This is a genomic window from [Clostridium] scindens (genome assembly GCF_019597925.1).
In the GTDB taxonomy this organism is placed as follows: domain Bacteria; phylum Bacillota; class Clostridia; order Lachnospirales; family Lachnospiraceae; genus Clostridium_AP.
The window spans coordinates 2,323,759-2,336,359 of record NZ_CP080442.1 but is presented as its reverse complement, the minus strand read 5'-3'; the positions used below and the strand labels follow the sequence as shown (position 1 = coordinate 2,336,359).

The window sequence follows — 12,601 nt, the reverse complement described above, 5'->3', positions numbered from 1 at the left end:
CCCTTTTTTCTTTGGTATGCATCGAGCATACAAGGGGAACATTTTATTTCAGGAAATAGTTTTCAATATAAAGGAGAAGGCCGGTGGTAAGAAAGACCGCCAGCGCGACGGCCGTCCGCAGCAATAGCCTGGTGAGAGGCCCTACCTTATCATAGGCTTCTATGTGGCCGCAGTAATTGCCCAGGTTTGCGTATGCCGCCCAGACGCCGACAAAGAAATAATTGATGGTCCAATATTCTGAGCGGATATCTCCTGGCTCCAAAGGGCGGGTACCATTCACGACAACGAAGAGGATCATCAGGAAGTAGCCGATGATGGCCACGATCATCTTTCCCGGATTGCCGGTACGAAATCCCGGTACGTGGCGGAAAAAGCGGCGGATCAGGGAGTCTTTGCGCGGCGCTTTGGCCGCCTGCTCTACGATTTCCTCTTGGTACATCCGCGTCGGCTTTATGGCCATAACCTGGCTCTTTAATTCAGATACGGAGGAATAACGGTCTGCGGGGGATAGGCTGGTACACTTTAAGACGATCTGGCGGTAACGGGGATCGAAAGGCAGATCATCCTTGGGAAGGCTGCCGGTCAGCAGGACATTAAGCAGGACGCCTGTGGCATAGATATCGGTCCGCTCATCCGTCTGTCCGAAGCCAAACTGCTCCGGAGCCGCGTATCCGACCGTGCCAAGGAGAGTGGTATCCTGGCTTTGCCCCTCTTTTTTGCTTCGGGATATTCCAAAGTCGATCAATTTGAGCACATTGTCCGTGGAGATCAGCAGGTTTTCCGGCGTGATATCCCGGTGGATGATGTTATGGGCATGAAGGAAGGAGAGGGCAGAGCACAGCTGGGATATGAAGCTTAAGATCTCCTCTTCCTGGAAATGATACCCCCTTTTCAAGTAGGAGCCTATGGTAGACCCGCTGACATATTCTTCCAGTACAAAGTATCTTCCATCCTTGGCATAAGTATCCAGCACCCTTGCCAGACTGGGGTGGGAAAGGTCGATTAACTGCTGGTACAATGGGTACTGAAGGGCGCTGATCTCCTTGCGTACTGCCAGGCTTCCGTCAACCTGGCTGCGCGTCAGATAGGTGCGGCAGTCTTCGGCATCCTTAAGAGGCGCAAGGTCAATATAGGTTTGTTCCAGATATTCGGCTTTCAGATTCCCCATAGTACTCCATCCTTTGTTCTTGCAATTTTCTGATATTTATTTTATCATAAGTTGTGCATTTGTAAATAACGGAAGGTGAAAATATGGAGACAAGCCGAAAAACCACGGATGAACTGCTGGAACTTTTAAAGCAGAAGAAAAGTTTTGATGAATATTTGCAGGAAGGGCCGGAGTTTGTAGATATGGGACTTCCCCAGTACCTGGAAGAAGTGATGAAAATAAAAGGACTTAAAAAGGCGGATGTCATCCGTAAGTCCCAGCTGGACAGAATCTATGCGTACCAGATATTCTCCGGCACGCGAAAGCCCAACCGGGATAAGCTTCTTGCCCTTGGATTTGGGATGGAGCTGTCCATAGAAGAGATGCAGAAGATGCTGAAGATATCAGAATATCCGATTCTGTATGTAAAGAACAAAAGAGACAGCATCATTTTGTTCGGACTAAAGAAGAAGGCATCCCTTTCAGAGGTAAACGAACTTTTATATGAAATGCATGAAAATATCATCGAATAATAGAAAAATTTGAATTAAAATGCATTTTACAGGAGAAAAAAAATATAGTATAATGCAAAAGTTGAAGGTTAAAGTATATATAGATCGCAGGAGGAATGAAAATGGTTAAAGCAGTAGTAGGCGCTAACTGGGGCGATGAGGGCAAGGGAAAGATTACCGATATGCTCGCCCAGCAGGCGGACATCATTGTAAGATTTCAGGGAGGAGCCAATGCGGGCCATACCATCATCAACGATTATGGCAAGTTCGCATTGCATACGCTGCCATCGGGCGTATTCTACAGCCATACGACCAGCATTATCGGCAATGGCGTGGCTCTTGACGTGCCGGTTCTCTTTCAGGAAATCCAGTCCATCATCGACAAGGACGTGCCTATGCCCAAGATCCTGGTATCAGACCGTGCCCAGATGGTAATGTCTTATCATAAGAACTTTGACGCTTATGAAGAGGAAAGACTGGGAGGAAAGTCCTTTGGCTCTACCAAGTCGGGGATTGCTCCATTCTATTCGGATAAATATGCAAAAATAGGATTCCAGGTAAGCGAGCTGTTCGACGACGAACTGCTAAGGGACAAGGTAAAAAGGGTGGCACAGCAGAAAAATGTACTGCTTGAGCATCTGTACCACAAGCCAGTGATCAATCCTGACGATCTTTACCAAGAACTGCAAGACTATAAGAAGATGGTGGAGCCTTATGTATGCGACACTTCGCTGTATCTTCACAATGCGCTGAAGGAAGGGAAGGAGATTCTGCTGGAGGGCCAGCTGGGATCCCTAAAAGACCCGGATCATGGCATCTATCCAATGGTTACCTCTTCTTCGACGCTGGCTGCTTACGGAGCCATCGGAGCAGGGATTCCGCCATACGAGATCAGAAAGGTCATTACCGTGTGCAAGGCATACTCAAGCGCAGTAGGCGCGGGAGCATTTGTAAGCGAGATCTTTGGAGATGAAGCGGACGAACTCAGACGCCGCGGCGGAGACGGCGGCGAATTCGGAGCCACCACAGGGCGTCCAAGAAGAATGGGCTGGTTTGACTGCGTGGCTTCCAAATACGGATGCAGAATGCAGGGAACGACCGACGTCGCATTCACGGTTCTGGACGTGCTGGGATACTTAGATGAGATTCCGGTGTGCGTAGGCTACGAGATTGACGGAGAGGTTACCACCGACTTCCCCACGACGCATCTTCTTGAGCGGGCAAGGCCGGTGCTTCAGACGCTTCCGGGATGGAAGAGCGATATCCGGGGCATCACAAAGTATGAAGACCTTCCAGAAAACTGCAGGAAGTATGTGGAATTTATTGAAGCGCAGATCGGATACCCGATCACCATGGTATCCAATGGCCCGGGAAGAAATGATATTATATATAGGAATGTGTAAGACATGCAGGCGCCCGTCTAAGGAATCTTAGGCAGGGCGCCTTTTGAAATTCTTAAGGAAACCATCACCATTATTTTAGATAATCGCCATAGTATTGACACAAAAGAGTCATATAATGTGATCTGTAGCAATATAATAATAGAGTCGGGAGTTCGGAGTTTTAACAAAAAAACGAGTATAAATAATGGAAATGGAGGTATCGTTTATGCATAAGAGAGACTGGGAATATCCAGAGCCAGAAGTGATTTCAATGGAAGAATACCTTGCCAAGAGAAAAAAGATAAGGGAAAAGGAAAAAAAGCACGCCAAAAAAGAGTCAGACCTGCTACGGGGAGCAAGAGGACTGACGCCTTTTGAGTACTATTTAGTGTCATCATCATCCTGGTCATGATGAGTGACCTTATATACCAGCGTATAGGCATATAATAACACTGGAAGAATTATGGTGCAGGCAATGGACGCTTTCAAAAGGCCCATTGTCTGCGAATGGTCGGTCAGGGCGAACACCAGGGTGCTTGCATACATGCAGAATAGTAGGACTGCGCCTGCCAAAGCCAGTATACGTTTTACTTTTTTCATCAGAATCATCCTTTACATCCAATCAAGACTTTAGTATATTATATAAAGAGCAAGAGAAAATTGCAAATGAATACAAAGGAGTATATGAATATGAGTCGTACATTATTAGATCAATGGAGAGATATTGCCTATGATGAGCAGGCAGACAGGGGCCAGCTGCAGAATTTCTGGGGCACCTATTTCCAGATTGAGAAGGAAATCTATGAAAAACTGCTGTCTAACCCGGACGAGGAGGTAAAGGGCACCGTCAAGGAACTGGCAGAGAAGTATGGCCAGGAAGTGCTTACCATGGTTGGATTCCTGGATGGAATCAATGAAAGCCTGAAGGAAGAGAATCCGATTGAGACGATGGAGGAAGATACCGTAGTCAGCCTTGCCTTTGATAAGGAAAAATTATATAAGAACATGGTGGCAGCCAAAGCGGACTGGCTGTACGAACTTCCACAGTGGAAGGAGATCTATTCAGAGGAAGAACTGAAGAAACTGTACAAGGAGCAGAAGGAGTCCACGACGATCCGCAAGGGCAAGAAGGTAGGGCGTAATGATCCGTGTCCATGCGGCTCCGGTAAAAAGTATAAGAAATGTTGTGGTAGATAATGCTGACGCTTCTGGGGGCAGCATGCCTTTTGTACTATGCCGTCCTATGCGTGGCGCTAAAGAAATGGGATTCCACATTTTCAAGATTCTGGCTGGCGGCAGGCCTGGGGCTCTGGCTGTATGACTATGCGGCAAGCCTGCTTGGGATGGAAGCAGCGGCCAGGAAGGCGCTTCTCCTGCCCGTTGCCGTGTTTGCCGTGACAGAACTCAGGATTGTCATGGGGATGGTTACGCGGGGGCAGAAGGAATATGAGTATCTGATTATTCTGGGCGCCCATGTAGAAGGGCGGAAAATCACGGATTCCCTGTACCGCCGCCTGAACAAGGCTTTGATTTATCTAAAGGCGCATCCTGGGACCAAGGTGGTCGTATCCGGGGGACAGGGCAAAGGAGAAGACGTCACGGAAGCCCAGGCGATGGAAGACTATTTGATCGCGCAGGGAATCGCGTCTTATCGTATCATCAAGGAGGACGCATCCACCACGACCCAGGAGAACTTGAAGTTCTCCAAGCGCTATATGAACTGCAAGGAGGCGGACGTTGGAATCGTATCCAATAATTTTCATCTGTACCGGGCCTGTGCTTATGCCAGGCGGCTTGGATACGGCCATCCATACCCGCTGGCGGCCAGCTGCCATCCGGCGCTGCTTGTAAATTACATGGTCAGAGAATGCTTTGCCGTGTGGAAGATGTGGCTGTTTTTTGATTTTGAGGAAGCAATGTGTTATAGTATCCATATGACACATTGCTATTTTTATGGGAGGATGAGATGAGAAAAGGAAAAAGAGGGATCAGCGCAGCCCTGATACTGGCGCTATTGGCTACAATGGCTACAGGGTGCGGCAAAGACACAGGCAAGCAGGAAGAGAATGACGAGGACCCGATAGTTGTGCAGATGGAGACCTATTATAATGGGGCTGCCAAGATCGCGCTGGACAAGCTGGTTACAGAATTCAACAACACGGTCGGAAATGAGAAGGGAATCTATGTAAAGGCGAGCAGCATGGGGGATATGACGGAACTGTTTGAAAGCCTTGGAAAAGAATTGAAGAAGCCGGAGGAGGAGAGAAATCTTCCCGACATCTTCTGCTGTTACGGGACGGATGCCATAGAGTTTGACCAGCAGGGACTTTTGGCGGATATGGATGACTATTTTACAGAGAAGGAATTAGATGAATACATCGATGCTTATGTAGAGCAAGGCAGGATTGGCAAGGACGACTCACTGATCCTCTTTCCAGTGGCCAAATCCGTGGAAGTCATGACTATTAACAAGACTGACTGGGATAAGTTTGCCCAGGAGACTGGGGCAAGCCTGGAGGACTTAAGTACCTGGGAAGGCGTGACAGACACCTCCAAGGCCTACTATGAGTGGACCGGCGGCAAGGCGATGTTCGGAAGAGACGCATTTGCCAATTATATGCTGGTTGGAGCATACCAGCTGGGAGAAGATATGTTCCCGGTGGAAGATGGAAAGGTAAGCCTGAATCTGAATAAAGAGACGCTTCGGAAACTTTGGGACAATTATTATGTGCCTTATATCTACGGATACTATACCAGCAATGGAAGATACCGCTCGGACGATATGAAGACGGGCGATCTGATCGCAGCGATTGGTTCCTCATCCGCAGGATCCTATTATGCGCAGGAAGTTACGGTGGGAGATGAAGAACCATACCAGATTGAGACGATGGTGCTCCCAGTGCCTGGATTTGAAGGCACGGCTTCGGCCGTTGTCCAGCAGGGGGCGGATCTGGCAGTGACGAAGTCTGACAAGAAGACGGAAGAAGCCGCGGCTGAATTTATCAAGTGGTTCACCGGCGCCAAGGTCAACAGCGAATTCTGCCTTGCTTCCTCCTACCTTCCGGTGAAGAAGGAGGCAAACCAGATTGAATATCTGGAGGGCATTGCCACTGATTCGGATGCAGAGTGGAATGATATGATCAAAGATACCATGGAAGTAGCGTTTGAAGAAAGCAATTCTTATGAACTCTATACAATGACTCCTTTTAAGGGAAGCAACGCATGCAGGAACATAGTAGGCGCTTCTATGCAGGAGAAAGCAGTGGCGGACCGTGAAAGGATCGCAAGCCAGGAGATCGCTGCGGCGGCGCTTGATACGGATGAGAACTTCGAGGAGTGGCTCCAGTCGCTGAGCGCGGAATTAGAGGACGCATGCAGATAACCGGATTATAAGAGTTAGATAGGAAGCTGAAAGTATGGCAGGTAGGAAGAGGAAGAAGATATCAATCAGGAACAAGCTGCTTATCATCATGCTGGCAGTAGCGCTGCTTCAGGGCGTATTCTGCTTTGTGGCAGTAGGCTTCAACGGCGGTTTCGAGCAATTGAAGAAGAGCGCCGATAATACCTTGATTAATACCACAAAAGCCAGAAAGAATACGCTGGAGAACCTGATCACCAATAAGTGGTCGAACCTGAAGGAGTATCAGAAGGCGATTCAGGATTCGATCCACACGCAATTGGATCAGAGGCATAAGACGGTTTTAGATCTTGAGGAAAATAAAGAATTGAATAATGAGATCCTTCTCGAGGTGTCAAATCAGATTGTGGATATGCTGCGCTATAGTTCTACGACGGAGGCCTACATCATTTTGCAGGGCTATGGGGGAAAAACGGATACAGACAGCCACTGCGGCCTGTGCATCCGTAATTTGAATCAGACGATGAGCATAAGCCGCGAGGGCCTTCTTATGGAGACCGGGCCAACGGAGATATCCAGACACCTGGGGATTGCGATGGACTCTTACTGGACATCCAAAATGGAACTTGGACAGGATGGACAGGACACGTCCTTTTATGATGTCCCTATGGAATCCGTGGAAAAATATCCAGAGTTCGAGGTTTCGGATCTGGGGTATTGGAGCAGGTTCTATAAGTGGAACAAGAACGATATCAGCGTGATCTCATATGCTATGCCGCTGGTAGAAGATGGAGAGGCCTACGGCGTTCTGGGAATCACAGTGTCCGAGGACTATCTGGGAAGCCTTCTGCCCTTCGGCGAGCTTGACAGCAAAAATGCAGGTTCCTATATGCTTGCCGTCACGAACAATGGGACGCAGTATACGCCAATGTATACGGCGGGCATCATGGAGAGCGAATTTGGAGAGGCGGGCCAGAAACTTAAACTGGCCAGGGAGCCTTTGGAGAACAAAGTATATGAGGTGAATACCCACAAAGAGAGTTATGGGAGCGTGCAGGAGATTGGCAGCTATAACGTGGGATCGCCTTATTACAATACCAAGTGGGCGCTGATCGGGATACTGCCGTCAAAGACATTGTACCGCGGGCCGGAACAGCTGCGCTCCTCCATTATGCTGGCGGCGCTTCTCTCGGCTGCCCTGGGAATCCTGGGGGCGCTGATCGGGAGTTATAGTTTTGCCAGGCCAATCCTTAAGCTGGTCAATACCCTGAAAAGGGTAGATGGGAATCAGCGGCTTACCATGCCTTCCACAGGAGTCAAAGAAGTCGATGAACTCTCGGACGCGGTGACGGGTCTTAATGAGAAGGTGCGGGATAATGCATCCAAGGTATCAAAGATTATTGAACTGGTAGACCTTCCTCTTGGGATTATCGAATACCGGAAAAAAGACGCGAAGGTTTTCTGTACGCCGAAGGTGATCGGTATGCTGGGGATGAGCCAGGATCGGTTTGAAGACGGATTCATCGAGAAAAAGTACTTTGAGAGATATTGGGAAAGGGCGGGCCTTGAGGAGGCCCTTGTAACAGAGATTGAAAGAGAGTACCAGGTGAATGGGGAGATTCCGTCCAGGTGGCTGAACATCAGATCCTTGATTGATAAGGACAGGACATTGGTTACCGTAATGGATATTACCAAAGATGTCTATACCAGGCAGAAGATCGAGTACGAGAGAGATTATGACATCTTGACTCATCTGCTGAACCGCCGGGCATTCAAACGCAGGATACAGGAAATCTTAAGTGGCGCGCCGGCAAGCGGCCTTGGCTTAAGCGCCATGGTTATGTGGGATCTGGACAATTTGAAGTATGTCAACGATACCTATGGGCATGATTATGGGGACCAGTATATCCAGAAAGCGGCAGGCGTGTTTGCGGGCCTGTCCCTTGTAGGGGCTATCGTAGGCCGTATGGCCGGAGATGAGTTTCTGGCCTTCGTGCCGAATTGCGGCTCCAAGGAGAAACTGATGGATCTTTTGAATCAGGTAAAGAACAAGCTGAATGCTACCAAGATTATCATGCCGGACGGAGAAGAACTGGCAATCCGCGCATCCGGCGGGGTTGCGTGGTATCCGGATGACGGGATCACCTATGAGATGCTCAAGAAGTACGCGGATTTTGCCATGTATGATACAAAGAACAGTTACAAGGGAGCAGTCAAGGAATTCGACCAGCGGGTCTATGAGAAAGATTCTTACCTGCTGCGGGGCAGGGAGCAGATCAACAGGCTGATCGAGGATCGGATGGTAGACTATGCGTTCCAGCCAATCGTGGACGCAAGGAGCGGGCAGGTGCATGCCTATGAAGCGCTGATGCGGCCAAGACTTGGAGAACTGTCCAATCCGTCGGATGTGCTCAGGCTGGCTACCGTCCAGTCCAGGCTTCCGGAACTGGAAGAACTTACTTTTACCCAGGCGTTTAAGGATTACCAGCGTCAGAGGGAGGCTTTTGGGGATGCGAGGATCTTTATCAACTCGATACCAAACCAGCTGATAGACTATGGAGTGATCGCCAAATTCCAGGAAAAATATGGGCTTGAGCCGAATAAACTTGTGGTGGAGATCATAGAGAATGAGCAGACGGACGCAGGCGTCATGGAAAAGAAGATCGATATCATCCGGAAGATGAAAGCAGGCCTTGCGATTGATGATTACGGCTCAGGCTATAGTTCGGAACTGACTTTGCTGTATATGTCGCCTGACTATGTAAAGATTGACATGAGCATCGTAAGAAATGTGGATAAGGATGTAAACCGGCAGGCGCTTGTAGCCAGCACGATCCAATACTGCAAGACGAGAAATATCAAGATCATCGGAGAAGGCGTGGAGACTTACGATGAGATGGAGACGCTGATACGCTTAGGCGTGGATTATATGCAGGGGTATTACCTGGGACGTCCGGACCTTGTGGCCCGGCCTGTCAGGGAGTCTTTGCGGGAGAAAATTCTGGAATTGCAGAAACTCTGTGTTGACAAAGAATAAGACAGTGTTATAATGGTAACATATATCAAAACACGTTGACGAGACGAGTAGGTTGGGGAAGAATTACAGAGAGAGGAGCCAAAGGCTGCAAGCTCCTTATTGCGGAACCTTCTGAAGACTACCTCCGAGTGGCTGCAAAACAGTCCGGTGATTCCGTTATCATCATGAAAGAAGTGGTTCTGGCGAATACGCCAGTTCAAGCAGGGTGGAACCGCGAGACTTGATGAACTCGTCCCTTACAGCATGCAGGCTGTAAGGGACTTTTTTATTCCATGCTATGACATGCCCGAAAGGCAGGAAAGGACGGGAAAGATGAAGCCTTACAAGCACAAGGTACAGTATTATGAGACAGATCAGATGGGAATTGTGCATCATTCCAACTATATCCGCTGGTTTGAAGAAGCACGGACCGATTATATGGAGCAGATGGGACTGGGATATGACCAGATGGAAGAAAAGGGAATTCTAAGCCCGGTGCTGTCCGTTGAAGCAGATTATCTGAGGATGGTCCATTTCGGGGAGACGGTGACCATAGAAACCTTCGTCAAGGAGTACAATGGCATCAAGCTGACCGTGGGATACGAAGTGATCTCGGACAAGACCCAGATGGTCCACTGCCGGGGAATCACCAGGCATTGCTTCATTAACCGGGAGGGAAAGCCGCTTGCGCTAAAGCAGACGTGCCTGGAGTTCCACAACATGTTTGTAAAAGGTCTGGAAGACCACAAAAATAAATAGAGTATATCAAGAAAGAAAAGAGAGGGTACAGATTATGAAGATTACACTGAAAGATGGCTCTGTAAAAGAGTATGAAAGAAGCATGTCCGTATTGGATATTGCAAAAGATATCAGCGAAGGGCTGGCAAGGGCAGCGACCTGCGCAAAGATAGACGGGGATATCGTTGACTTGAGGACGGACGTTTCCAAGGACTGCGAGCTGGAACTGCTGACATTCGACTCTGAAGACGGACGGGGCGCATTCTGGCATACCACATCCCATATTATGGCCCAGGCGATCAAGCGTCTCTATCCGGAGACAAAACTGGCCATCGGCCCATCCATTGACAATGGATTCTATTATGATTTGGATCGCGAGACGCCATTTGTCGCGGAAGATCTGGAAAAAATCGAAGCGGAGATGAAAAAGATCGTCAAAGAAGCATTGCCTATCGAACGCTTTACCAAGACAAGGGAAGAAGCCATCGCATATTTTAAAGAAAATAACGAACCATATAAAGTAGAATTGGTAGAAGATCTGCCGGAAGGCGAGGAGATCAGCTTCTACAAGCAAGGCGAATTTGTAGATCTGTGCGCAGGACCGCACCTTATGTCTACAAAAGCGGTTAAGGCTTTCAAGCTGACAAGCCTTGCAGGCGCATACTGGCGCGGAAGCGAAAAGAACAAGATGCTTACCAGAATCTATGGCATTTCCTACCCGAAGAAGGCAGACCTGGAAGAATACCTCCACATGATGGAGGAGGCGAAAAAGCGTGACCACAGAAAACTTGGCAGGGAGCTTGGCCTGTTCATGATGTGCGACGAAGGCCCTGGATTCCCGTTCTTCCTTCCAAAAGGAATGGTTCTTAAGAATACGCTTCTGGATTATTGGAGAGAACTGCACAAAGAAAACGGATATGTGGAAGTATCCACGCCTATTATCCTGAGCAGGCATCTGTGGGAGAATTCCGGGCACTGGGATCATTATAAAGACAATATGTACACCACCATGATCGATGAGGAAGACTATGCGGTCAAGCCTATGAACTGTCCGGGCGGCATGCTGGTATACAAGTCCGAGCCGCGTTCTTACAAAGACCTTCCGCTTCGCATGGGCGAGCTTGGCCTGGTACACAGACACGAGAAGTCAGGCGCTCTCCACGGCCTGTTCCGCGTCCGCTGCTTTACCCAGGACGATGCCCATATCTTCATGACTCCGGAGCAGACCAGAGACGAGATCAAAGGCGTAGCACGGCTGATTGACGAGATCTACAGCCTGTTCGGATTCAAGTACCACGTAGAACTGTCTACGCGGCCGGAGAACAGCATGGGCAGCGATGAAGACTGGGAGATGGCGACTGAAGGCTTAAGAGGCGCTCTGGATGATCTGGGGCTTGATTATATGGTAAATGAAGGAGACGGCGCATTCTATGGGCCAAAGATCGACTTCCATCTGGAAGATTCCATCGGAAGGACATGGCAGTGCGGAACCATCCAGCTTGACATGCAGATGCCGCAGCGTTTTGACTTGGAGTATACCGGGGCTGACGGAGAGAAGCATCGCCCGATCATGATCCACCGTGTAGCATTCGGATCGATCGAGCGTTTTATCGGAATTCTGATCGAGCATTTTGCCGGGGCTTTCCCAACATGGCTTGCGCCAGTCCAGGTAAAGGTTCTTCCAATATCTGAGAAGCATCTGGAATACGGAAAGAAGGTGCTGGCACAGCTGGAAGAAGCGGGGATCCGCGCAGAATTGGACGAGAGGGCTGAGAAGATCGGCTACAAGATCAGGGAAGCGCAGATGAACAAGATCCCATACATGCTCGTAGTGGGGGCAAAAGAAGAAGAGCAGAATCTGGTATCCGTAAGAAGCAGATTTGCCGGGGATGAAGGCCAGAAGGACATCGCTTCATTCATCGATGCGATCAAAGAAGAGATACAGGCAAAGGTTCAGCGCGAAGTTACGAAAGAGGATTAAGAAGTACAGAGTAGAAATAAAAAAACAGGGCATAATAAATCTCGATATTCTTGAATGATTAGGAGGTAATATTATGCCAGAATTGAAATGTACAGTACAGACATGTACGCACAACAAGAATTTCTACTGTGATTTGGAGCGCATTATCGTAGGAGGAAGTTCAGCAAAGCGTTCAGAAGAAACATGCTGCGACAGCTTTGAGGAGCGCAAGGGTGATTCCTACAGTGATGTGAATGGACAGGCATCTGCATGCAGCTGCATCGACTGCAAGGCTACCGAATGTATTTACAATGAGAAATGCGAGTGCCACGCAGGAAAGATCGGCGTGGAAGGAAGCAATGCCTGCCAGTGCGAGCAGACCGAATGCGCCACATTCAAGTGTGGATGCAACTAAGAAGCAGAGCAGAAAAAGGGAAGCCTTCGGGCTTCCTTTTTGGTTGACGCATATTTGTTCAACGGTTATAATT

The 12,601-nt window shown here is 48.8% G+C and carries 12 protein-coding genes; 10 read left to right on the top strand and 2 right to left on the bottom strand.

Features of this window, described 5'->3' with window-relative positions:
- Window positions 1-43 precede the first annotated feature (43 nt).
- Window positions 44-1,168, bottom strand: coding sequence for a serine/threonine protein kinase (locus tag K0036_RS11250; protein ID WP_220429754.1), 1,125 nt, complete (start codon window positions 1,166-1,168; stop codon window positions 44-46).
- A gap of 83 nt (window positions 1,169-1,251) precedes the next feature.
- On the opposite strand from K0036_RS11250, the gene K0036_RS11245 reads away from it, so the two are divergent.
- From K0036_RS11245 to K0036_RS11235, 3 genes are all read left to right on the top strand, one after another.
- Window positions 1,252-1,680: a hypothetical protein gene (locus K0036_RS11245; protein WP_025643226.1), complete on the top strand. Its 429-nt coding sequence runs from the start codon at window positions 1,252-1,254 to the stop codon at window positions 1,678-1,680.
- 101 nt (window positions 1,681-1,781) lie between these two features.
- Window positions 1,782-3,062 (top strand): adenylosuccinate synthase, encoded by a 1,281-nt coding sequence (locus tag K0036_RS11240; protein ID WP_025643227.1) that lies wholly within the window; start codon window positions 1,782-1,784, stop codon window positions 3,060-3,062.
- Between the two features lie 205 nt (window positions 3,063-3,267).
- Window positions 3,268-3,453: a hypothetical protein gene (locus tag K0036_RS11235; protein ID WP_025643228.1), complete on the top strand. Its 186-nt coding sequence runs from the start codon at window positions 3,268-3,270 to the stop codon at window positions 3,451-3,453.
- Here K0036_RS11235 and K0036_RS11230 read toward each other — a convergent pair.
- A complete protein-coding gene (locus K0036_RS11230; RefSeq protein WP_025643229.1) occupies window positions 3,423-3,641 on the bottom strand; it encodes a hypothetical protein in 219 nt (72 codons plus the stop codon). The genes K0036_RS11235 and K0036_RS11230 overlap by 31 nt on opposite strands.
- Window positions 3,642-3,731: 90 nt before the next feature.
- On the opposite strand from K0036_RS11230, the gene K0036_RS11225 reads away from it, so the two are divergent.
- From K0036_RS11225 to K0036_RS11195, 7 genes are all read left to right on the top strand, one after another.
- The gene (locus tag K0036_RS11225; RefSeq protein ID WP_009248567.1) at window positions 3,732-4,238 is read left to right on the top strand and encodes an SEC-C metal-binding domain-containing protein; all 507 of its coding nucleotides are present in this window, start codon (window positions 3,732-3,734) and stop codon (window positions 4,236-4,238) included.
- Window positions 4,238-5,011: a YdcF family protein gene (locus K0036_RS11220; protein ID WP_259283284.1), complete on the top strand. Its 774-nt coding sequence runs from the start codon at window positions 4,238-4,240 to the stop codon at window positions 5,009-5,011. The genes K0036_RS11225 and K0036_RS11220 overlap by 1 nt, the downstream gene beginning before the upstream one ends.
- Entirely contained in the window at window positions 5,008-6,423 is a 1,416-nt protein-coding gene (locus K0036_RS11215; protein ID WP_220429753.1) for an extracellular solute-binding protein, read from the top strand. The genes K0036_RS11220 and K0036_RS11215 overlap by 4 nt, the downstream gene beginning before the upstream one ends.
- A 34-nt stretch (window positions 6,424-6,457) precedes the next feature.
- Window positions 6,458-9,436 carry a bifunctional diguanylate cyclase/phosphodiesterase gene (locus K0036_RS11210; RefSeq protein ID WP_220429752.1) on the top strand — a complete coding sequence of 993 codons (2,979 nt, stop codon included), beginning with the start codon at window positions 6,458-6,460 and terminating at the stop codon, window positions 9,434-9,436.
- A gap of 312 nt (window positions 9,437-9,748) precedes the next feature.
- Window positions 9,749-10,174 (top strand): acyl-CoA thioesterase, encoded by a 426-nt coding sequence (locus tag K0036_RS11205; RefSeq protein ID WP_009248566.1) that lies wholly within the window; start codon window positions 9,749-9,751, stop codon window positions 10,172-10,174.
- Between the two features lie 34 nt (window positions 10,175-10,208).
- Window positions 10,209-12,134, top strand: a complete 1,926-nt coding sequence (thrS, locus tag K0036_RS11200) for a threonine--tRNA ligase (protein WP_220429751.1) — start codon at window positions 10,209-10,211, stop codon at window positions 12,132-12,134.
- 73 nt (window positions 12,135-12,207) lie between these two features.
- Entirely contained in the window at window positions 12,208-12,528 is a 321-nt protein-coding gene (locus tag K0036_RS11195) for a DUF1540 domain-containing protein (RefSeq protein ID WP_220429750.1), read from the top strand.
- The last annotated feature ends 73 nt before the right edge of the window (window positions 12,529-12,601 follow it).